The sequence below is a fragment of the Micromonospora sp. NPDC049151 genome (genome assembly GCF_040648395.1).
Classification (GTDB): domain Bacteria; phylum Actinomycetota; class Actinomycetes; order Mycobacteriales; family Micromonosporaceae; genus Micromonospora.
Window position 1 is genome coordinate 102,289 of the sequence record NZ_JBEZDP010000009.1, and the last position, 21,171, is coordinate 123,459.

The following is a 21,171-nucleotide window of genomic DNA, read 5'->3' on the forward strand; positions in this document are numbered from 1 at the left end:
TCAGATCAGGCGCAGCTCGCGCGCCCGCCGGACGGCGTCCCGCCGGCGGGTCGCGTCGAGCTTGCGATAGATGTTGCGCACGTGCGTCTTCACTGTATTCACCGACAGTGACAGCTCTGCGGCGATCTCCACGTTGGACAGGATGCTCTGGAGGTAGCGCAGGACGGTCAGCTCCCGCTCGGTGAGCGGCTCGTCGAGCGTGCGGGCCGGACCGTCCGGCGTCGCGGTGGCCGGTCGCGCGTCCACGCCCCGGACCAGCTCGGTCACGGTGGCCCAGTACGCGGTGCCGGAGTCCAGGCGCGCGGCGAGCAGATCGCGTACCCCCGGGTCGGCCCGGGTGAAGACGCGCCGGAAGCCGTCCGGCTCGGCGAGCGCCAGCACCTCCTCCAGCAACCGGCCGGCCCGCCGGGCGTCACCGGCGGCGTCGGCCAGCGCCGCGTCGAGCAGCCCGGCGCCCAGCCGCACCGGCAGCGGCCAGTCCGCCGCGCCAAGCCCGGTCCAGTCGGGCAACGCACGCTCGGCCGCGTGGGCGTCACCGGCGCGCAGCCGCAGCCGCGCCGACGCGAGCGCCGGCGCCGGCCCGTCACCCGCCGCGTCGAGCAGCGCCCGGGCACCGTCGAGGTCGCCGACGGCGGCGCGTACCTGTGCCTCGGCGGCGGCGAGCCGTCCGCCCAGCTCCGGGCCGGGCGCGGCCGTCCGCGCCTCGGTGAGCGTGCGCAACGCGCCGCCCGGGTCGCCGCCGTCGGCCAGCAGTCCCGCGCGGCAGAGCGCGGTGAGGGCGGCGCCGCCCGGCTCCGCGCCGGCCGGCCCGGCGAGCGCCAGGTGGGCGGTGGCCTCCGCCGGCCGGTCCCGCTGCCAGTCCACGAACGCCAGCGCCAGGTACGCGTAGCCGCAGTCGGACCGCGACGACCAGCCCTGGCAGGGCGGCATCGCCAGCGCCTCCCGGGCCAGGTCCTCGGCGGCCCGCAGCGCGCCCCGGGCCGCCTCCAGCAGCGCCGCACGGCTGACGCAGAGCAGTTCGGTACGCGGTCGCCCGGCCCGCCGCGCCGCCTCCCGCGCCGCGGCGAACCGCTCCCAGGCCGTCGACAGGTCCCCCTCGGCCAGCGCGACCAGCCCGTGCGCGGCGCCGGCCACCGCGCGCACGTCGTCCCGCTCGGCCGTCCCGGCGCGCGGGTCACCGGCTCCGGCCTCCGGGCCGCCCGAGGACTCGTTTGCGGCGACGGTGGACAGCAGGCGGTCGGCGGCCCGGCGTACCTCCTCGTGGTCGCCACCGGCCCGGGCCAGGCTGAGCTTCACGGCGGCGGCCAGCCGGCCGAACCGGTCGCGGCGCGGCGCGGGCAGGTCACCGGCCCGGGCGAGCGCCCGCCGCAACTGCGCGTCGGCGGCGGCCCGGTCCCCGGCGTACGCCCGCTCGGACGCCGCGGCCAGCGCCAGCTCCGGATCGCGGCGGACCGCCTCGGCGGGCGGCTCGGGCGGGGCCGGAGCGGCGGCGGATTCGTCCGGCGCCAGCTCGGGCCAGCGGGTGACGAGCAGGTCGGTGGCGGCGGTCCACTCGCCGGCCAGGAGCGCGTGCCGCAGCGCGTCGGCCGGGCGGCCGTGGGCCCCGTACCAGCCGGCTGCCCGCCGGTGCAGCTCACGCACCTCGTCGGCGGGCAGCCGGTCCAGCTCGTCGCGCAGCACGTCGGCCAGCAGCGGGTGCGGCCGGAACCACTGCGGGTCGCCGCCGTCCTGGTGGAGGAAGCCGCCCTCCCGGGCCGTCTCGGCGAGCAGGTGCCCGGCGTCGGAACGCCCGGTCAGCGCGGCGGCCAGGTCGGCGTGGACCGCGCCGGCCACCGCCACCCGGCGCAGCACGTCGCGGGCCGCCGGTGCCAGCGGGGCGAGCACCTCGTCGCGCAGGTACGCGGCGACGTCCGGCTGGTCACCGGCGAACCGGTCCACCGCGCGCGCCGGGTCGGCGTCGGCACCGAGCGCGAGCGCGGCGAAGCGCAGCCCGGCCGGCCAGCCGGTGGTGCGCTCGGCCAGGCGGCTCACGGCCGGGGCGGGCACCGACAGTCCGTGCGCGACGAGCAGGTCGGCCACCTCGTCGGCGGTGAACGCCAGGTCGGCGGGGCCGATGACGGTCAGCTCGCCGGACAGCCGCCAGTGGTGCAGGGCCAGCGGTGGTTCGCGGCGCGCCCCGGCCACCAGCCGCAGCCGGCCGTCGGCGTGCCGGAGCAGGAACTCCAGCCCGGTCAACGCGTCCGGTTCGGTGACCCGGTGCAGGTCGTCCAGGACCAGCAGCACGTGCCGTTCCCGTGCGGCGAGCGCGGCGGCGAGCGCTTCGAGCTGCTCGGCCCGGGGCGGGCCGTCCGGCACCGGTGGCGGTCCGTCGTCCGGGTCGTCGGCGGCGGCGGTGCGCAGGGCCGCGGCCAGGTAGCCCCAGAGCCGCCCGGTGGTCTCGCCCTCGGCCACCGTCACCCAGGCCGGCGACGGCCCGTCCCGCTCCCCCTGCGCCCAGGTCGACAGCAGCGTGGTCTTACCCCAGCCGGCCGGCGCGCAGACGAGCGTCACCGGACCGGACGCGCCCTGCTCCAGCCGGTCGAGCAGCCGGGGACGCAGCAGGACCGGCTCGGGCGGCGCGGGCGGCGCCAACCGGGACGCCAGCAGCGGCGGCCCACCCGGCAGCGCGGCACCGGCGGGTGATTCGACGCCGGCGGTGAGCAGATCGGGCGTACCGGTGATGTCGCTCGTGTCGCTCGGTGCGACGACCTGGTCTGCCTCCTCCGGCATGCGTCCCTCCCCCGTCGGTGCGGGCAGCGGTTACCCGGACCGGGCCGGTTCACCCCTTCCGGGCGAACCCGGCTCACCCGGCCGCCCCGCACCCTGTAGGCACACGGGACGGCCGGCCGACGCCGGCCACCCGGAGACGGCGGGAGGTCGGGTGGCGCGGAGCGGACGGCTGGCGGTCGGCGCGCTGGCACTAGCGGGAGCGCGGGTGCTGGCGCCGGCGGGGGCGCGGATGCTGGCACGCCGCCGGGCGCGGCGGGCCTGCGTCGATCCACGGCCGGGCCGGTGGCAGGTGGTGACGGTGGCCGCGCCGCCCGAACAGGTGCTCCCGGCCGGGCGGTGGCCCGAGCCGCTGCGCCGCCTCGACGGCGCGGTCGAGGTGTGGGCCCGCCCGGCTCCCGGCGGGCGCGGCACCGAGCTGGCGGTACGCCCGCTGGGCGGGGAGTGCGCGCTCCCGGGATTAGCCGCACACCTGGTCGGCGACGACCCGGGCCGGTTCCTGCGCCACGTGCTGCGGCAGACCAAGCAGCTCCTGGAGACCGGCGAGGTGCTGCGCGCGGACCGTTCGCCGCTGGACCGGCCGGGAGCCGTGAGATGAGGGCGCTGTGCTGGGCCGGAGCCGACCTGCTGGAGGTGTGCCGCGTCCCGGACCCGGAGCTGCGCAACGCCCAGGACATGATCGTGCGGGTCCGGCGGAGCACGACCTGCGGCGCGGACCTGCCGCTTCTGGCCGGGCGGGTGCCCGAGGCGTCCGCCGGTGAGGTGCTCGGACGCGAGTTCCTCGGCGACGTGGTCGAGGTCGGCCCGGAGGTACGCCGGCACCGCGTCGCCGACCGGGTGGTGGTGAGCGCGGCGGTGGCGTGCGGGGCGTGCTGGTTCTGCCGGCAGGGGCTGCCGGCCTGCTGCGACAACGGCACGAGCGGCGTGACGGCCGAGCCGGAGTGGGGGCAGCCGTCCGCCGGCGGCTACGGACGGCCGGCCCGGCTCGGTGGCTTCGCCGGTGGCCACGCCGAGTACGTGCGGGTGCCGTACGCCGACGTGGGCGCGTTCGCCGTGCCGGAGTCGGTGAGCGACGACCGGGCGGTGTTCGCCGCGGACGCCGCGCCGGCCGGCTGGTACGGCGCCGAGCTGGGCGAGGTCGCCCCCGGTGACGTCGTGGCGGTGTGGGGCGCGGGAGCGGTCGGCCAGCTCACCGCCGGTGCTGCGGTGGCCCGGGGCGCGCACCGGGTGATCGTGGTCGACGACCGGGACGACCGGCTGCGGATGGTCGCCGGGCACGAGGGCGTGGAGGCGCTCAACCACAGGTACGTGGACGTGCTCGCCGAGCTGCGCGAACGCAGCGGCGGCCGGGGCCCGGACGTGTGCGTCGACGCCTGCGGGGTGGCGACCGTACCGGTCCGGTGGCCGGTGGCCGAGCCGGACGGCGGGGCGGCGCTGCGCGAGGCGGTGCACGCCTGCCGCAAGGGCGGCGTGGTGGTGGTGCTCGACGCCCGGCCCGGGTTCGTGGACCGGTTCCCGCTCGGCGCGCTCGCGGACAAGGGGCTCGCCGTCCGTGCCGCCCGCCGCCGGGGCGGGGCCGCGATCCCGGCGCTGCTGGCGCGGATGGCCCGCGACGAGCTGGTCACCGAGCACCTGGCCACGCATCGGATGCCGCTGGAGCGCGGCGCCGAGGGGTACGCGTTGTTCCGGGACCGGACCGACGGCTGCGTCCGGGTGGTCTTCACGCCGTGAAGGTGAGCGTCATCGGTGGCACACTCGGCGGATGCGCGCAGACCGTCCGTACGACCTCGTCCTGTTCGGCGCCACCGGCTTCACCGGCGGGCTGACCGCCGAGTACCTGGCCCGGCACGCGCCGGACCGGCTGCGCTGGGCGCTGGCCGGGCGTAACCCGGATAAGCTGGCCGCCGTACGGGACCGGCTGGCCGCGATCGACCCGGCCCTGGCCGAGCTGCCGCTGCTCACCGCCGACGTGACGGACACGGCGTCGCTGCGCGCGGTGGCGGAGTGCGCCCGGGTGGTGGCCACCACCGTCGGCCCGTACGTGCACCACGGCGAGCCGCTGGTGGCCGCCTGCGCCGCGGCCGGCACCGACTACCTGGACATCACCGGTGAGCCGGAGTTCGTGGACCGGATGTACGTGCGGCACCACGCCGAGGCGGTGCGCACCGGGGCACGCCTGGTGCACGCCTGCGGCTTCGACTCGATTCCGCACGACCTGGGCGTCTGGTACACGGTCAAGCAACTGCCCGCCGACGGGCCGGTCGCCGTGGACGGGTACGTGCGGGCCGGTGGCCGGTTCTCCGCCGGGACGTACCACTCGGCGCTCACCGCGTTCTCCCGTACCGGTGAGATGAGCCGCGCGGCGCGGGCCCGCCGGGCGATGGAGCCCGGCCCGGACGGGCGCCGGGTCCGCGCGGTGCCGGGCAAGGTCGGCCGGGTACGCGAGTTCGGCCAGTGGGCGGTGCCGCTGCCCACCATCGACCCGCAGGTGGTCCGCCGATCGGCGGCGGCCCGACCGGAGTACGGCCCGGACTTCCGCTACCGGCACTTCGCGGCGATGAAGCGGCTGCCCACTGTGCTCGTCGCGGGTGTCGGGCTGGCCGGCGTGATGGGGCTGGTGAAGGTGGCGCCGACGCGGCGCTGGCTGCTCGGGCGGCTCGCCTCCGGGCAGGGGCCGACCGCCGAGCAGCGGGCGAAGTCGTGGTTCCAGGTGCGGTTCGTGGGCACCGGCGGCGGCCGGCGGGTGGTGACCGAGGTGTCCGGCGGCGACCCGGGTTACGACGAGACGGCCAAGATGCTCGCCGAGTCGGCGCTGTGCCTGGCCTTCGACGACCTGCCGGAGACCGCCGGGCAGGTCACGCCGGTCGCGGCGATGGGCGACGCGCTGCTGGACCGGCTGGTACGCGCGGGCATCACGTTCCGCACGCTGTCGGCGTGAGGTTGACCCTCGACCCGCTTGAGGTCACAGGATGACGGCCGTGGAGAGCGAGCTTCGCAGCATCGGCGAACTGGCCCGGGCCAGCGGGTTGACGGTCAGCGCACTGCGTTTCTACGACCGTTCCGGCGTGCTGGCGCCGGCCCGGGTCGACCCGGTGACCGGCTACCGCTGGTACACCGAGGAGCAGGTGGGACCGGCCCGCCTGGTGGCCGGGCTACGCCGGGTCGGGATGCCGCTGACCGGCATCGCCGAGGCGCTGCGGCACCGGCACCGGCCGGCCGAGGTGCACCGGCTGCTGGACGCGCACCTGCGCCGCCTGGAGGACGGCCTGGCCGACGCGCGTCGCGAACTCTCCCGGATCCGCAGCCTGATCGACCCGGAGGAGACCATCGTGACCACCCGACTCGTGCTGTCCCGCACCGACCTCGCCGCCGCCTTCGACGCCGTACGTTTCGCCGTCGGCGCCGACCCCGGCCTGCCGGTCCTGTCCGGTGTGCTGCTGGAGGTGGCCCCGGACGGGGTGCACCTGTTCGCCACCGACCGGTTCCGGCTGGCCGTGGCCCGGGCCGGCGGCACCGTCGACGGCCCGCCGGTGAGCGCGCTGCTGCCGGTGGCCGCCGTCGACGAGCTGCGGGCGCTGCTCGGAGCCGACGGCGCGGGGGACGCCGAAGTCGTCGTCGCCCCCGACCGGGTGACTGTCACGGTGGCGGGCCGGCCGCTGACCGCCGCCCCGCTGCCGTACGACTTCCCCGACTACCGGCGGCTGCTGCGGGCGCAGCTCGGCGACGCGCCCGCGTACCGGATCCCGTTCGACGGCGCGGCGCTACGGGCGGCGCTCACCGCCGACGGCGTCCCGGTCTGCCGCCGCGCGCACGAGGGCGTCGAGCACGAGGTGGTGGCGCTCGGCCTGGACGGCCGCGGCGAGCTGCGCCTGGTCGACCCGAGCGGCGCGGGCGGCGCGGGCGGCGCGGATGCGCTTCGGGTGGCGGTGAACCGGGAGTACCTGCTGGACGCGCTGGGCTCCGGCGACGGCCAGCTCGTGCTGGAGCTGGACGGCCCGATCACCCCGCTGGCCGTGCGGCGGGCCGACGACGCGAGCGCCTTCTCCGTCCTGATGCCGGTACGCCTCTGAGGTTCCGCGCGCAGCGCCACCTTGCGACGCCGATCTGTGACCGTGCGTGACGCCGCCACTCTCCGGATGCTTCACCCCTTGCGCACTTTGCTCTGCAGCCATCCGCGCATCGCTTACGGTCCGTCGAACGTCGCGTCGATGGCTGCAGAGCAAAGTCGCCGGAGGGACATGCCCGTCGGGGAGCGGAGCCGCGAGATTGACCAGCTCAGGGCGCTCGTGAGCCGAAGCGGGGCGACGAGTGCATCAATGCGCCATCACGGAAAGTGAGCACCCTCCGCCGACGGCACCGTCACCACGCACAGTCACCGGAACGGGCCCCGCGACGGCGGGCTGCGCGGGCCGGGCCGGGGCAGCGGGGGCGCGACGGTAGCATCTGGAGGTCCCACCTGACTGCCTGGACGGAGGCGTACGAGCAGCATGCTCGACATGGAGTTGATCCGGAAGGATCGCGAGGCGGTGGCGACCGCGCTGGCGAAGCGTCTGGATCCCGCCGAGGTCACCCGGGCGCTGGACGATATCCAGCGGCTCGACCAGGAACGACGCGCCCTGATCACGGAGATCGACGCCGAGCGGCAGCGCCGCAAGGCCGAGGCGCGCGCGTACGCGGAGGCGAAACGGTCCGGCGGCACGCCGCAGCCGGTCGCCCCGGAGGCCGAGCGCAAGCAGCTCGCGGAGCTGGAGTCCCAGCTCGACGAGGTGCAGTCCCGGCTGCGCTCGGCGATGAGCGAGCTGCCGAACCTGCCCGCCGACGACGTGGTCCCCGGCGGCAAGGAGGCCAACCGGGTGGTGCGCACGTTCGGCGAGGCGCCGGCCATCGAGAAGGTACGCGACCACGTGGAGCTGAGCCGCGCGCTCGGCCTGGTCGACCACGAGCGGGGCGTGAAGCTCGGCGGCTCGGGCTTCTGGATGTACACCGGTCTGGGCGCCCGGCTGGAGTGGGCGCTGGTGAACTGGCTGATCGAGCAGAACATCCAGGCCGGGTACGAGTTCCTGCTCCCGCCGCACCTGCTGCTGGACAGCGCCGGTTTCGCCGCCGGCCAGTTCCCGAAGTTCCACGACGACGTCTACCACATCGACAAGCAGTCGTCCTCGCGCGGCCAGTTCCTGCTGCCCACGGCGGAGACGGCGATCCTCGGCGCGTACCAGGACGAGATCCTGGAGACGCCGAAGCTGCCGTTGAAGGCGTTCGCGTACACGCCGTGCTACCGGCGTGAGGCGGCCGGTTCGCACTCCGACGAGCGCGGCACCGTACGCGGCCACCAGTTCAACAAGGTGGAGATCTTCCAGTTCACGCTGCCGGAGCAGGCGGGCGAGGCGCTGGAGGCGATGGTCGGCCACGTCGAGGGCCTGGTCGGCAAGCTCGGCCTGCACTTCCAGACCAGCCTGCTGGCCGCCGGTGACGCGAGCGCCTCGATGAAGAAGACGCTCGACGTCGAGGTGTGGATGCCGAGCACCGGCAAGTACAAGGAGGTGTCGTCGGTCTCCTGGGCCGGCGACTACCAGGCGCGACGGGCGGCGATCCGCTACCGCGAGCCGGGCGCGAAGCAGACGCGTTTCGTGCACACGCTCAACGGTTCGGCGCTCGCCACCAGCCGCCTGTTCCCGGCCATCCTGGAGCAGTGCCAGCAGCCCGACGGCTCGGTGGTGGTCCCGGAGGTCCTCCGCGACAAGCTCGGCACCGACCGCCTCACCCCGCGCTGACCCGCTCCCCCGCACACGCCGCACCCGCCTCTCCCCCGCGATCTTGCACTTGCAGCCCGCCAGAAGTCCGGTTCACCCCTTCTGCCCGGGCACCAAGTGCAAGATCGCGGGAGCGGGAGCGGGAGCGGGGGCGGGGGCGGAGGGCGGCTAGGAGCAGCGCGGTCAGGAGAAGCGCCGCCAGGACGGCGGGGCCCAGCGTGTTGACAGCGCTCACCAAGGACTGCTGGATAGCGGCTGCGGTGCGGATGACCGGGTCGGTGAAGGCGTCGTAGCGGCCCCGGGCGAGGCGTACCTCGTACCAGCCGTACCAGGCGACGTAGCCGCCCGCGACCACCAGCACCAGGCCGCTCAGCCGCGGCACCCACGCGCCCGCGCCGCGCAGCCGCGCCACCACCCGACCGCGCAGCAGCGCCACGGCGAGCGCGGCCACGCCGACCACGAGCGCCATGCCCAGCGCGTACGCCCCGAACAGCGCCAGCCCGCGCCACGGCGACCCGGCCCGCAGGCTGGTCACCACGATCGCCAGGAACGGCGCTATCGCGCAGGTCAGCGACGTGAGCGCGTACGCCGCGCCGAACAGCGCCATGGACGGCCAGGTGCGGCTGAGCCGGGGCGCGACGCGCAGCGGGCGCGGCGCGGGCAGCCGACGGCCGGCGAGCAGCCAGCACCCGGCCAGTGCCAGCAGCACGCCGAGCGTCACGGTCAGCCACGGCAGCCGGGGCCGCAGCCAGTCCGCCGCCGGTGCCAGGGCCAGCCCGAACGCGCCGAACACCAGCACGTACCCGAGGGTGAGCCCGGCCGTCGCGGTGAGCGCGCGGCCGACCGCGCCGCGTTCGCCGTCGGGGCCGGCGACGAGCAGCGACAGGTACGCGGGCAGCATCGCGAAGCCGCACGGGTTGACCGCGCCGAGCATGCCGGCGGTCAGCGCGAGCAGCAGCGCGCCGGTCATCCCCGGGCCAGCGTCTCGACCTGCCGGGTCAGCGCCTCGCCGTCCAGGAATCCCTTGTGTACGACCCGGCCGGTGCGGTCCAGGACGACGAACGTGCTCTGCTCGGCCACCTTGAACCGGCGCCACAGCGCGCCCGCCCGGTCGTCGATCTGTGTCGTGCCGCCCAGGTCGAACTCGGTGACGAACGACTTCATGGCCTTCTGCTCGCCGAGCCCGGCGACGCCGACGATCGGGACCGTGTCGCGGTAGGTGGGGGCGATCTCGGCCACCGTCCACGCCTGGCTCGCGCAGGTGGCGCACCAGGGCGCCCAGAACCAGAGCACGACCGGCCGCCCGGCCAGGGCGGCGGCGTCGAACGCCGTACCGTCGAGGGTCTTGCCGGTGAACGACAGCGCGGCCGGCACCGGGGCCGGTGACGCGGACGCCGGGCCGGACGGCGTCACGGTGGCCCGGGGTGCGGCGGTGGACGCGAGGGCCACCGCGCCCGCTGCCGCGTCGGGCTCCGGTCCGGCGGCGCAGCCGGTCGTGGCGGCGAGCACAGCGGTCAGTACGGCGGCGGCTGTGACACGGACGGCGGTACGCATCGGCGGCTCCTGGCTATTCGGCCCGGACCAGCCGGAGCGCGAGTTCGGGACAGACCTTTACCGCCTTGAGCGCTCCCTCGCGCAGCCACGTCGGCACCGGGGTGGGCGGGAACGCCGGGTAGCCGTTGCCGTCGAGCCGGATGAAGTCCGGCACCACATGCGCGCACAGCCCGTGCCCGTCGCAGCGCGACCAGTCCAGGGTGAGCTTCTGCGGGTTGGCGTCGGGCGCGCCGGGCAGCCCCATCATGCCCTTGACCCGCTTGCCGCAGCCCTCGCCGGTGGCGTGCAGCCGCAGGTCGTCGGCGAACACCTCCATGGCCGACAACGCGAACCGGGCGGTGCCGTCCGGGTGGCTGCACGCGCCGCGGCCCTTGACGTCGCCGGCCGCGGCCCGGACCAGCTCGACCGGGGCGCTGCCGGAGACCGCGAGGTCGACCGAGCGGGCCAGGTCGGGCAGGCCCATCTTGCACGGGCCGCACTGCCCGGCGGACTCGCCCGCGAGGTACCGCACCACCTGCGCGGCCTCGCCCAGCGGGCAGGTGTCGGCGCCCAGCGGCACGATGATGCCGGCGCCGAGCGTGCCGCCGACGGCGGTGAGCCCCTTGCGGGACACCTCGGCCCGCTCCGCCGCCGCCGAGGTGATCCACTTGCCGTGGTAGCCGCCCATCAGGATGCCCGGGCCCGGCGGCACCTCGCACAGGTCGAGGATCTCCCGCAGCGGGGTGCCGGCGGCGCACTCCACCACGGCGGGGCGCTTCGCCGAGCCGGTGACGGTGAGCAGCACGGTGCCCGGCTCGTCGTCGGTGCCGAGCGCGGCGTACTCGTACGGGCCGATCCGGGCGGCGACGGCGAGCTGGGAGTACGTCTCGGCGTTCGACAGCAGCGTGGGCAGCCCGCCGACGCCGGAGTCGCTGGAGCGCTTCTTCGTGCCGGGCGGGATGTGCGGCAGGCCGTTGATGCCGTTGACGAGCGCGCCGCCCTCGCCGGAGATGAACCGGTGCGGCACCGTGACGATCGTGGTCGGCACCGGCATGCGCCGTTCCTGCAACGCCTCGGCCAGCGAGGGGCGGCCCACGTCGTCGTCGGCGACGCCGATCACGATCTCCTCGGCGTCGAGCGCGAACGCGGCGAGCGCGGCGCCGTCCAGGATGAGGTGCGGGGCGCGGGTGAGCAGCACCTTGTCCTTCCAGCTCGCCGGCTCCCCCTCGGTGGCGTTCACCACCACCACGGCGCCGAGGTCCTGCCGCTCGCAGGACTCCAGCACGGCGCGCAGTTTGCGGGCGAACGGGAAACCGGCGCCGCCCTTGCCCTTGAGGTCGATCGCCTCGGCGAGCCGCAGCAGCGCCGCCGGTTCCATCGGGCCGATCGGACCGTGCACCTCCTCGTGGGCCAGCAGGTCGAGCCGGCCGAACTCGGCGAAACCGGCGGTCAGGCGGGGCTCGCCGACACAGGCGACAGGTGGGATCGTCGCGCGCTTCACCGGGCCTCACCCCGCAGTCCGGCCCAGTACGCGCCGTCGACCGCTTCCGCGTCGGCCCGCTTGCGGCGGCCGGGCCGGCTCTCCTTGCCCGCGCGCATGGCGCGGCGAGAGGCGAGGTCGACGAGCGTCGGGGTGTCGTCGACGAACGCCTCGTCGGCGGCGTAGCGGGCCGGCGGGCGCCAGTAGTCGGGCTCCTCCGGCACGTCCTCCTCGTCCCGGTAGCGCCGGCCGGACCCGCTGAGCGGCTCCGCCGAGAGCGGGGTGCCGGAGATCGGGCCGGCCGAGATCGGCTCGCCGGAGACCGGGCGGGTCTCCCAGCGGCGCGGGCTGTCCCAGGGCTCCTCCGGCTCGTCGCCGGCGCGCGGCGGCGCGGAGTAGCGGGCCACCTCGGAGGCCGTGGCGTACCGGCCGCTGTCCGGGGGCGCGGAGTGGCGGCCACCGGTGTCCGGCGGCGCCGAGTGCCGGCCGCCGCTCTCCGGCGGCGCGGAGTACCGGGCGACCAGGTCCTCGTCGTCGCGGGAGCGGCGGGCCACCCGCTCCTCGGTCCGGGACCGGCGGGTCACACGCTCCTCGTCGTCGCGGCGACGGCGGCGGGCGGGCGCCTCCTGGGTGCGGGCCCGCCGGGTGGGCGCGTCCGGCTCGGCCTCGCGCCGCCGGGCGGCGGCCGCGCGGACCGGCTCGCGCAGGGATCCGGGTTCCGGCACCACGGGTACGGCGAACCGCTCCGGATCGCGCCGCCGGGCGGTGCCTGCCGGTGCGGTCCAGGTGGCGCTCGCCTCGGCCCAGCGGCCCCGGCCGGCTCCGCTGTCCTCCTTGTCGGCGGCCTTCTTGCGAGTGAGCGCGGCGAACACGCCGGTACGCTCCTCGCCCTTGCCGGCCATCGCCTTGTTCAGCGCGACGGCCTGGTGCTGCTCGCGGCTGCGCTTGCCGAGGTGGACCGAGACGCGCACCAGCAGCGCCATCACCACCAGCAGCACGCAGGCGAGGTAGCTCAGCACCACCCAGGCGGCGGCGGGCCGGCCGGCGTTGAGGCCGTGCACCAGCGCGAACGGCCAGGACACGTACGCCATCGAGTGCAGCGCGCGCCAGAACCACCTCGGACCGACTCCGGCGAACCGGACCCGGATCAGGCCGGTCCAGAGCACGCCCACCATCAGCAGCGCGGCGACGGTGCCCAGTCCGATGTAGAGGCCGCTGCCGCTGAGGAACGGCACCACCGCGTCGGTCGGCCCGGCCCGGCCGATCGCCACCTTGGTGATGACGTGGAAGACGAGCCCGGCGACGCCGAGCACGCCGGTGGCGCGGTGCGCCGACTGGAGCAGCACGCGGTGCCGGATGAGCAGCACCAGGCGGTCGGTGGCGAGCAGGCCCAGCATCACTGTGATGCTGAGCGAGACCAGGGCGACCACCCCGGCGAAGAACTCGGTGAAGAAGAATCCGTACGAGTACATGACGCCGCCGGCGCCGGCCAGTTCCACACCGGCCCACGCGAGGCCGAGCGCGGAGGCGGTCAGTGCCACCATCGCGGACTTCGACATCGTCCGGGCACCACGGCTGGTGGTGGTGGTCCGGACGGTCGTCGCCTTCTCGTTCTGCTGTGCCCGGGCCATCTGCTCCTCGATCGTCTCGCGGCGGCGCCCCCACCGGCCGACCCTGCTCCCACCTCAGGTACGGAGGGACGGCGCGCACGGATCACCTCCGGTGGCGAATTTCTCGGCCGGATTCTCGAACCGTCCGGACCGGACGCGCGTGTAGCGACCGACGCAGCGACGGATGCCCATACGTTGACAGCTCTTGCAACATTCTCGTAACCTTGCCGCAAACTTTCAGGTCGGCTGCAAGAACCCGGCACTGATACAGGCTCCACTCCCCCGCATCCCCCGCAACCCGCAGGAGTCCTGATGCATCGACGCCGATGCCGCGCCGCAGCGCTCGCCCTGAGCCTGGCCGCGAGCCTGCTCGTCCCCCTCACCGCGGCGGCACCCCCGGCCGCCGCCGCCACCCCGGGCACCAAGAAGGTGATCGTCCAGCTCTTCGAGTGGAACTGGACCTCGGTGGCCGCCGAGTGCACCAGCACGCTGGGCCCGAAGGGCTACGGCTACGTGCAGGTGTCCCCACCCCAGGAGCACGTCAACAGCAGCCCGTGGTGGGTGTCGTACCAGCCGGTCAGCTACCGGATCGAGTCCCGCAAGGGCACCCGCGCGCAGTTCCAGTCCATGGTGAACACCTGCCACGCGGCGGGCGTCAAGGTGATCGTCGACGCCGTGGTCAACCACATGTCCGGCCAGGAGAACGGCGGCACCGGCTGGGCCGGCTCGTCGTACGGGCACTACAACTACCCGGGCGTCTACTCGGCGCAGGACTTCCACTACTGCGGCCGCAACGGCAACAACGACATCGCCAACTACAACGACCGGTACGAGGTGCAGAACTGCGAGCTGGTCAACCTCGCCGACCTCAAGACCGAGTCGGAGTACGTGCGCGGCAGGCTGGCCGCGTACCTCAACGACCTGCTCTCGCTCGGCGTCGACGGCTTCCGCCTCGACGGCAGCAAGCACATGCCGGCCGCCGACATCGCCGCGATCAAGGCCAAGCTGAACCGCGGCGCGTACCTGGTGCAGGAGGTCATCTACGGCGCGGGTGAGCCGATCCAGCCCACCGAGTACACCGGCAACGGCGACGTGCACGAGTTCCGGTACGGCAAGGACCTGGCCCGGATGTTCAACAACGAGCGCCTGGCGTACCTGCGGAACTTCGGCGAGTCCTGGGGCTACCTGTCGAGCGCGAAGGCGGTGGTCTTCACCGACAACCACGACACCCAGCGCGAGGGCGGCGTGCTCACCTACCGCAACCGCGGCACGTACGCGCTCGCCAACGCGTTCATGCTGGCCTGGCCGTACGGCACCCCGGCGGTGATGTCGAGCTTCACCTACAGCGGCCGGGACCAGGGCCCGCCCTCCGACGGCAGCAACCGGATCACCAACGTCACCTGCTACTCGGGCTGGGAGTGCGAGCACCGCTGGCCGGTCATCGCCAACATGGTCGGCTTCCGCAACGCCACCGAGGGCACCGGGGTCTCCAACTGGTACGACAACGGCTACCAGCACATCGCGTTCAGCCGTACCGGCAAGGGCTACCTGACGATCAACGACGAGGACAGCGCGGTGAACGGCCGGTCGTACTACACCGGGCTGCCGGCGGGCCGCTACTGCGACGTCGTCCACGGCACGTTCAGTAACGGCTCGTGCAGCGGCCCGGTGATCACCGTGGACTCGTCCGGCTGGTTCGCCGCGAACGTGGCCGCGCACGACGCGATCGCCATCCACGTCGGCGCGAAGCTGAGCTGAGCCGATCCGGCGCGGAAGCCCTCGTACCCGCAGTACCGGGTATGAGGACTTCCGTTCCGTTACAGTCGGTTTCGTGCTGTTCGACCGGTTTGCCACGCGCCGGCCTCCCGGCTGGCTGATCGCCGCGCTCGCCGTACCGTTGCTGCTCGTCACCGCGCTGCTGGTCGGCCGCGCGCTCACCGTCACGCCCGAACCCCCGTCCGCGCCGCCCGCCGCCGCGCCCCCGGCCACGACCGCCGCTCCGAGCCCGTCGCCGCTGGAGTCGGTGCCGCCCGCCGCGCCGGCACCGGACGACCTGCCGGTGGTCACCTACGACCCGGCCCCGCGCGGCTTCCCGCCCGACCCGGACCCGGCCGACACCCGCCCGCTCAGCGAAGGGCTGCGCCCGAACCGGAACGTGGCCGCGTACGACGCGCCGGGCGGGCGTCCGCTGGCGTTCCTCGCGCCGACCATCAGCGGCGTACGGCTGACGGTGCCGATCGTCGACCGCCGCGCCGGCTGGACCGCGGTGCTGCTCCCGTCGGCCAACCGCACCATCGCGTGGCTGCCGTCCGGCGGCTGGACCACTGTGGCGCTGCGCGACCAGATCGTGGTGGAGCGGCGCACCCACCGCCTCACCTGGAGCCGGGACGGGCGCGCGATGCGCACCTGGCCGGTCAGCCTCGGCATGTCCGGGCAGCTCACCCCGCTCGGGCGCACGTTCGTGCTGGGCCGCACGCCACCCCCGCAGGCCGTCTACGGCGGTGTCGACATCTTCGCCCTCGGCGCGATCCCCGACGACCCGGACGCGGTGCCGACCGGCCTGCGCGGGGCCCACATCGGACTGCACAGCTGGTACAACGACGACACGCTCGGCAAGAACGTCACGAACGGCTGCATCCGGCTGACCCGCAGCGCCCAGCGCCTGCTGCTGACCGAGGTCGAGCCGGGCACCGCCTTCGTGGTCGTGGACCGCCTGCCCTGACCGGGCTCAGCCCAGCAGCCACCCGTCGGCCCGGATCCGCTCAGGCCGTCGCGCCGCCGTCGATCGCTATCGACGCGCCGGTGATGTGCCGTCCGCCGGCACCCACCAGGTGACTGACAGTCGCCGCCACGTCTTCCGGAGCCGCGTACCGGCCGAGGGCGATGTGCGACCGCTGCCCGTCCGCGCCCGCGCTGTCCGCCGGGTTCATGTCGGTGTCGGTCGAGCCGGGCAGGATCAGGTTGACGGTGATCCCGCGCGGACCGAGTTCCCGGGCGAGCGCCCGGGTCAGCCCGTTCACGGCGCTCTTGGTCATCGCGTACGCGCTCACCCCGGGAGCCGGGACACGGCTGGCGAAGCTGCTGCCGATGTTGACGATCCGCCCACCCGCACCCATGTGGCGTACCGCCGCCTGGGTGACGAGGTAGACCCCGCGCACGTTCACCGCGATCGCCCGGTCCAGGGCGTCGAGGCTGACCGACTCGATCGGCCCACCCGCGAACACCCCGGCGTTGTTGACCAGGATGTCCAACCGCCCCAACTCGGCGACGGTCCGCTCCACAGCGTCGACCACGGCCGTCGCGTCGGTGCTGTCCGCGTTGATCGCCAGGCCGGTCCGGCCGTACGCCTCGATCTCGGCCACCACGGACTTCGCGCTGTCCTCCGCGGTGCGGTAGGTGAACGCGACGTGGATGCCGTCCTCGGCCAGCCGACGCACGACGGCGGCGCCGATGCCACGGCTCCCGCCCGTCACCAGGGCAACCCTGTCGGCAGGTCTGACCGTCATGCCGTCATCCTGACAGTCGCCTCAGGACGCTGACCATCCGGGTCACCCGTCCGTTTCCGTCCGTTCGATCAGACAGGATTGTCAGCACCCAGGCCGGGTACGCGCGGGCCGTCCAGCGGCGAACGGGGAGACTAGACATGAGCGCACCGACGGGACGGGTCGACACGATCGTGCTCATCCACGGGCTCTGGATGACCTCGCGGAGCTGGGAGCACTGGGCGCAGCGGTACGCCGCGCGCGGCTTCCAGGTGCTCACGCCCGCCTGGCCCGGCATGGACCGCGAGGTGGAGGAGCTGCGGGCCGACCCGGCCCCGATCGCCGCGCAGCGCATCGCCGACATCGCCGACCACTACGAGGCGATCATCCGGGACCTGCCGCGCCCGCCGATCATCATGGGCCACTCGTTCGGCGGCCTGATCGCCCAGTTGCTGGCGGACCGGCGCCTCGGCGCCGCCGTGGTCGCCGTGCACCCCGCGCCGGTACGGGGCGTGCTCAAGCTGCCGCCGAGCACGCTGCGCTCCGGGTACTCCATCCTTCACAACCCGGCCAACCGGCACCGCGCGGTGCCGTTCACCCCGGAGGACTTCCGGTACGCCTTCGGCAACACCATCAGCCAGGAGCAGTCCGACGCGGCATGGCAGCGGTACGCCGTACCGGGCGCCGGGCACGTGCTGTTCGAGGCCGCGTTCGCCAACCTGGACCCGAACTCCGCCACCGAGATCGACAAGAAGCGCAGCGACCGCGCCCCGCTGCTGATCACCGCGGGCGGCGAGGACCACGTGGTGCCCGCGTCGCTGGCCAGCAGCATCGCCAACCTCTACCGGAGCTCCACGGCGCTCACCGGCTACCGGGAGTTCCCCGGCCGGTCGCACTTCGTCGGCGGCGAACCGGGCTGGGAGGAGGAGGCGGACTTCGCGCTGGAGTGGGCGGTCGAGGCGGCGAACGAGTTCTCCCCGACGGTGGTCGCCGAGGCCCCTCGACGGCGCTGACCACGCCGGAACCATCGCTCGCTTGCGTAGATATCAAAATCTGCCCAACTTGATATCATCGACTCGTTCGACTGGCCGGACGAGGAGGCGCAGCGTGTCCCGAACCATCCTTGACGTCGATGACGAACTCCTGGCCGAGGCCGCCGAGATCCTCGGCACCGGCACCAAGAAGGCCACCGTCAACGCCGCGCTTCAGGCAGTGGTCAACCGGGAGAAGCGCCGGGAGTTCGCCGAATGGCTCAAGAGCGGCGGCCTGCCAGACCTCACCGACCCGCAGCAGGCGTCGAAGCCCGAAGCGGCATGACGCGGGAGCGCTACCTTCTCGACAAGTCCGCGCTGGCCAGGTGGCCGAAACCTGCCGTGGCAGCCGTCCTGGACGAGTTGTCCGAGCGCGGCCTGCTGGCGGTCTGCGGCGCAATCGAGATCGATGTTGTGCACAGCGCCCGCTCGGCCAAGGACGCGAAGCGCGCGCGATGGCTGCTCCGCGGCTTCGACTGGCTCGCCATGCCCGACGACATCTGGGATCGGGCGATCGACGTCCGGGTGCAGGCGCTGCACAAGGGCAACCACCGCGCGCTCTCGATGGCCGATCTGCTGATCGCCGCGACGGCCGAACGGCATGGCGTGACAGTTCTGCACTACGACGGCGACTTCGACCTGATCACCGCGATCACCGGCCAGCCGACGACGTGGGTCGTCCCGGCCGGAAAGGCCGACTGACCGACTCCGGCCCTCACTCCCACGAGTCGGAGATGTCGAGGACTTCGAGATCGGGTGGGGCCGCTGCCGCCACCGTCTCGGCGTCCCGCGTCACCAGGTAGCAGCGGTAGAGCACGGCGGTGGCGACCGCATGGGCCACGTCGAGCGGCACCTTCCGGCTCGCCGCGATCCGGGCCACCCGCCGGCTGGTCGGGCCGTCGTAGACCGCGATCCGGATGTCCCGGTCCGTGTCGAGGAGCAGGTCGAGCAGGTCGGCGGCCGGAGTATCCGCGACCTGAAGCTGCGCCTGCCCGAGGCAGAGCGCCGGGATCCACACCTCCTGCTCGGGATCCTCCTGCGCGAGGGTCAGCAGCGCACCCGGTTCGACGCTGTCGCCCGCGGCGTACGCGAGCAGTGCGGACGTGTCCAGGACGAGCCCGTTCACGCGGCGGCCGCCCCGTCACCGTCCCCGAACTGGCGCAGCCACTCCATGTTCCGTTCGTGCTGCTCGTCGCTGATCGGTGGCTGTTGGGCCAGCCTCCGGCGGGCCCGCTCGACGTCCTCGTCGGTCACCACGTAGCCGTGCTCGGCCCATCGAGCCCGCAGGCCGTCCGCGCGCATCTTGCGACGGAGCACGTCGGCGATGAAGCCGGACGTCGTGCCGTGCGACCGCTCGACGTACTCGGCCACGTCGTCGGGCAGGCTGATCGTGATGCGCCGCGTCATACTCTCACCATAGCTCGTGCATACTCCGCTTGCGGTGCGGCGCGCGGGTGTCGTCCGACCCTGCTCCGGCGCATGCTCATCGCGGCCGGAACCGCCGGGAACACTCACCGTCGTGTCCGGGCCGGAGCAGACACCGTTGCCCGCCGGGCAGCAACCGGTCGCAGAACACCCAGTGGCGGACGTTCTGGTCGTCCTCCGCCGAGACGGTGGTGCCGCCCGGCTCGGTCTGCGGCAGGACATGCGTCCAGTGCGCCACCACCCGCGCCAGCCGCTGAGCGGAGAGCAGGTCGTTGACGACGACCGGCAGGTGGATCACCCAGCGCTCGGTCACCTGTCGTACCCCCGTTCGCTGCGGGCCCGGGCCTGCTCCGACTGCCAGCGGCGAAGCGCGTTCTTGATCCGGTCTGTCTCCCGGCGGCTCTGCGCCAGCGCGTCGTAGACGGCGGCCAGGTCACCGGCGACCCGGTCGAGGAACTCCCGCACCTCCTGCGGGTCGAGCCCGCGCCGGCCCAGCGGGGTCGGCCGGAAGCTCCGCTCACGGACCTGCCACGGGCGCAGGGGTTGGTAGGCGGACGAGCGGTAGCAGGTCGATCCGAGGACCGACCGCCGGCGACGCCGGACACGCCGGAGGAAGACGCGCATGACAGGACCTGCCTCTCACCGTCGAGATCGAACCGTGGAAGGGCGGGCCCGCCGGCCCGCCCCGCACCGGCGGACCCACCCCGGGCACCTGCCACCGCAGCCTTCGACCAGCAGTACGTCAGCAGGGCTCACATGGCCATTGAGCAGGAGAACTCCACAGTGGCCGCAGGGGAAGTGAAGCACCGCATCTAGTCAAATGCAACGTCTAACAGAGAGCGTCCTACTAGAGCCACATGCATTTAGTAGAACTCAGCGTGACGTGTCTATTGTTTCTGATACATCAGCGGCGTTTAATTGAACGGAGGCGCGTCAACTATGACCTGACCATCGGAGGCAGGGGTGTCACAGGCCGTAACGGGATCGACCATGCTTCGGCGACAGCTGGGCAGGAAACTCGAATCCCTCCGCAAGGCTGCCGGGCTGACGATGGAGAAGGCCGCCGAGGAACTGGACCGGGCGAGGGCAACCCTCTATCGCATCGAGAGCGGCGCCGAGAACGTCCGGTTCCGCGCGGCGGACGTCAAGGAGATGCTCAAGCTCTACGGCGCTTCGGAGGAGGACGGCGAACTGGTTCTCGCCATGGCATCGGCCACGCGAGAAAACAAGAACTGGTGGCACGACTACATCGGCTCGGGCCTTCCGCGCTGGTTCCAGCTCTACATCGGCCTTGAAGCAGCGGCGTCCAGCATCCGGCAGTACCAAGCCGAGTTGGTTCCCGGCCTACTCCAGACGCGCGCCTACGCCGAGCAGCTCTTCCGGATGCCCGGCGGCGCCATCGAGGCAGGTGACCGCGAGGGCCAAGAGCGAGCCATCCAGCTCCGCGTGGAGCGGCAGGCACTTCTCACCCGCTTCTCCGCCCCACAACTCAGCGTGATAGTCAACGAGGCGGTGTTGCGGCGTCCGGTTGGTGGAGCGACCATCATGACCGAGCAGCTACATCAGATCCTGAAGGCCGCAGAGCTACCCAACGTAACCGTGCAGGTTCTAGCTTTTTCTTCCGGGCTGCACGCCGGAGCGATGGCCGGGGCTTTCTCGATCCTGGAATTTCCGCGAGACAGCAGCGGCAAGGAGGTGGAACCGCCGGTGACATACCTGGAAGCCGCTACCGGTGCCATCTACCTCGACAAGCCACACGAGACCGACGCCTACAACACCATCTGGACTGACATAGCGAGCCGCGCGCTGAGCGAGTCCAAGTCGAAGAGCCTGATCCAGCATGTCGCAGAGGAGTACTCCCGTGCCTGACCTGACCGGCGCCGTCTGGCGCAAGTCGACCCGCAGCAACAACGGCGGGGAGTGCGTGGAGGTGGCCGACAATCTCCCCGACGTGGTCGGCCTGCGCGACAGCAAGAACCCCGCTGGCCCGGCCCTCGCTTTCCCGCCGGGCACTTGGGCCGCCTTCATCCGGGCCGTCAAGAGCGAGACGCTGAGCCGCTGACCGTTGCCCGCGCCGACACCGGAGCGGCGGCA

22 protein-coding genes are annotated in these 21,171 nt (G+C 73.7%); 12 read left to right on the top strand and 10 right to left on the bottom strand.

Going from position 1 to position 21,171, the window contains the following annotated elements:
* On the bottom strand, window positions 1-2,769 hold the full coding sequence (locus AB0B20_RS13205) for a LuxR C-terminal-related transcriptional regulator (RefSeq protein WP_357470510.1): 2,769 nt from the start codon (window positions 2,767-2,769) through the stop codon (window positions 1-3).
* A gap of 151 nt (window positions 2,770-2,920) precedes the next feature.
* Here AB0B20_RS13205 and AB0B20_RS13210 point away from each other — a divergent pair, with 151 nt between their 5' ends.
* The 5 genes from AB0B20_RS13210 (at window position 2,921) to serS (ending at window position 8,537) form a co-directional block, all read left to right on the top strand.
* On the top strand, window positions 2,921-3,364 hold the full coding sequence (locus AB0B20_RS13210; RefSeq protein WP_357391181.1) for a hypothetical protein: 444 nt from the start codon (window positions 2,921-2,923) through the stop codon (window positions 3,362-3,364).
* Window positions 3,361-4,497 carry an alcohol dehydrogenase catalytic domain-containing protein gene (locus AB0B20_RS13215; protein WP_357470513.1) on the top strand — a complete coding sequence of 379 codons (1,137 nt, stop codon included), beginning with the start codon at window positions 3,361-3,363 and terminating at the stop codon, window positions 4,495-4,497. The genes AB0B20_RS13210 and AB0B20_RS13215 overlap by 4 nt, the downstream gene beginning before the upstream one ends.
* A gap of 31 nt (window positions 4,498-4,528) precedes the next feature.
* A complete protein-coding gene (locus AB0B20_RS13220; protein WP_357470516.1) occupies window positions 4,529-5,704 on the top strand; it encodes a saccharopine dehydrogenase NADP-binding domain-containing protein in 1,176 nt (391 codons plus the stop codon).
* A gap of 31 nt (window positions 5,705-5,735) precedes the next feature.
* The gene (locus AB0B20_RS13225; protein WP_357470519.1) at window positions 5,736-6,836 is read left to right on the top strand and encodes a MerR family transcriptional regulator; all 1,101 of its coding nucleotides are present in this window, start codon (window positions 5,736-5,738) and stop codon (window positions 6,834-6,836) included.
* Between the two features lie 417 nt (window positions 6,837-7,253).
* Window positions 7,254-8,537, top strand: a complete 1,284-nt coding sequence (serS, locus tag AB0B20_RS13230) for a serine--tRNA ligase (protein ID WP_184975299.1) — start codon at window positions 7,254-7,256, stop codon at window positions 8,535-8,537.
* Here the strand turns inward: serS and AB0B20_RS13235 are convergent.
* From AB0B20_RS13235 to AB0B20_RS13250, 4 genes are read right to left on the bottom strand one after another with little or no spacing between them, the layout of a single operon-like run.
* On the bottom strand, window positions 8,524-9,486 hold the full coding sequence (locus AB0B20_RS13235; RefSeq protein WP_357470522.1) for a cytochrome c biogenesis CcdA family protein: 963 nt from the start codon (window positions 9,484-9,486) through the stop codon (window positions 8,524-8,526). The genes serS and AB0B20_RS13235 overlap by 14 nt on opposite strands.
* Window positions 9,483-10,070 (bottom strand): redoxin family protein, encoded by a 588-nt coding sequence (locus AB0B20_RS13240; RefSeq protein WP_357470525.1) that lies wholly within the window; start codon window positions 10,068-10,070, stop codon window positions 9,483-9,485. The genes AB0B20_RS13235 and AB0B20_RS13240 overlap by 4 nt, the downstream gene beginning before the upstream one ends.
* A gap of 13 nt (window positions 10,071-10,083) precedes the next feature.
* Window positions 10,084-11,550, bottom strand: a complete 1,467-nt coding sequence (locus tag AB0B20_RS13245; RefSeq protein ID WP_357388538.1) for an NADH-ubiquinone oxidoreductase-F iron-sulfur binding region domain-containing protein — start codon at window positions 11,548-11,550, stop codon at window positions 10,084-10,086.
* The gene (locus AB0B20_RS13250; protein ID WP_357470528.1) at window positions 11,547-13,160 is read right to left on the bottom strand and encodes a hypothetical protein; all 1,614 of its coding nucleotides are present in this window, start codon (window positions 13,158-13,160) and stop codon (window positions 11,547-11,549) included. The genes AB0B20_RS13245 and AB0B20_RS13250 overlap by 4 nt, the downstream gene beginning before the upstream one ends.
* 291 nt (window positions 13,161-13,451) lie before the next feature.
* On the opposite strand from AB0B20_RS13250, the gene AB0B20_RS13255 reads away from it, so the two are divergent.
* Together AB0B20_RS13255 and AB0B20_RS13260 are read left to right on the top strand one after the other, a co-directional pair.
* Window positions 13,452-14,897, top strand: a complete 1,446-nt coding sequence (locus AB0B20_RS13255) for an alpha-amylase family protein (protein WP_357470532.1) — start codon at window positions 13,452-13,454, stop codon at window positions 14,895-14,897.
* 73 nt (window positions 14,898-14,970) lie between these two features.
* Window positions 14,971-15,861, top strand: coding sequence for a L,D-transpeptidase (locus tag AB0B20_RS13260; protein WP_357470535.1), 891 nt, complete (start codon window positions 14,971-14,973; stop codon window positions 15,859-15,861).
* A gap of 40 nt (window positions 15,862-15,901) precedes the next feature.
* On the opposite strand, the gene AB0B20_RS13265 is transcribed toward AB0B20_RS13260, so the two are convergent.
* Window positions 15,902-16,645, bottom strand: a complete 744-nt coding sequence (locus AB0B20_RS13265; protein ID WP_357470538.1) for a 3-oxoacyl-ACP reductase family protein — start codon at window positions 16,643-16,645, stop codon at window positions 15,902-15,904.
* A gap of 137 nt (window positions 16,646-16,782) precedes the next feature.
* Between AB0B20_RS13265 and AB0B20_RS13270 the strand changes: the two genes are divergently transcribed.
* The 3 genes from AB0B20_RS13270 (at window position 16,783) to AB0B20_RS13280 (ending at window position 18,354) form a co-directional block, all read left to right on the top strand.
* Complete coding sequence (locus AB0B20_RS13270) at window positions 16,783-17,634, top strand: alpha/beta fold hydrolase (RefSeq protein WP_357470541.1); 852 nt, start codon at window positions 16,783-16,785, stop codon at window positions 17,632-17,634.
* Between the two features lie 94 nt (window positions 17,635-17,728).
* Complete coding sequence (locus AB0B20_RS13275) at window positions 17,729-17,938, top strand: type II toxin-antitoxin system VapB family antitoxin (RefSeq protein ID WP_357388550.1); 210 nt, start codon at window positions 17,729-17,731, stop codon at window positions 17,936-17,938.
* Window positions 17,935-18,354 carry a PIN domain nuclease gene (locus AB0B20_RS13280; protein ID WP_357470544.1) on the top strand — a complete coding sequence of 140 codons (420 nt, stop codon included), beginning with the start codon at window positions 17,935-17,937 and terminating at the stop codon, window positions 18,352-18,354. Before AB0B20_RS13275 ends, AB0B20_RS13280 begins: the two co-directional genes overlap by 4 nt.
* A 13-nt stretch (window positions 18,355-18,367) precedes the next feature.
* Here the strand turns inward: AB0B20_RS13280 and AB0B20_RS13285 are convergent, their stop codons facing one another.
* From AB0B20_RS13285 to AB0B20_RS13300, 4 genes are all read right to left on the bottom strand, one after another.
* Window positions 18,368-18,778 (bottom strand): PIN domain-containing protein, encoded by a 411-nt coding sequence (locus AB0B20_RS13285; RefSeq protein WP_357470547.1) that lies wholly within the window; start codon window positions 18,776-18,778, stop codon window positions 18,368-18,370.
* Entirely contained in the window at window positions 18,775-19,059 is a 285-nt protein-coding gene (locus AB0B20_RS13290; RefSeq protein ID WP_357470550.1) for a hypothetical protein, read from the bottom strand. The genes AB0B20_RS13285 and AB0B20_RS13290 overlap by 4 nt, the downstream gene beginning before the upstream one ends.
* Before the next feature lie 76 nt (window positions 19,060-19,135).
* Complete coding sequence (locus tag AB0B20_RS13295) at window positions 19,136-19,390, bottom strand: hypothetical protein (RefSeq protein WP_013287870.1); 255 nt, start codon at window positions 19,388-19,390, stop codon at window positions 19,136-19,138.
* Window positions 19,387-19,701: a DivIVA domain-containing protein gene (locus tag AB0B20_RS13300; protein ID WP_357388558.1), complete on the bottom strand. Its 315-nt coding sequence runs from the start codon at window positions 19,699-19,701 to the stop codon at window positions 19,387-19,389. The genes AB0B20_RS13295 and AB0B20_RS13300 overlap by 4 nt, the downstream gene beginning before the upstream one ends.
* Before the next feature lie 366 nt (window positions 19,702-20,067).
* On the opposite strand from AB0B20_RS13300, the gene AB0B20_RS13305 reads away from it, so the two are divergent.
* Both AB0B20_RS13305 and AB0B20_RS13310 read left to right on the top strand, forming a co-directional pair.
* On the top strand, window positions 20,068-20,946 hold the full coding sequence (locus AB0B20_RS13305) for a helix-turn-helix transcriptional regulator (protein ID WP_357388560.1): 879 nt from the start codon (window positions 20,068-20,070) through the stop codon (window positions 20,944-20,946).
* Entirely contained in the window at window positions 20,939-21,139 is a 201-nt protein-coding gene (locus tag AB0B20_RS13310; RefSeq protein ID WP_357388562.1) for a DUF397 domain-containing protein, read from the top strand. Before AB0B20_RS13305 ends, AB0B20_RS13310 begins: the two co-directional genes overlap by 8 nt.
* Window positions 21,140-21,171 lie beyond the last annotated feature (32 nt).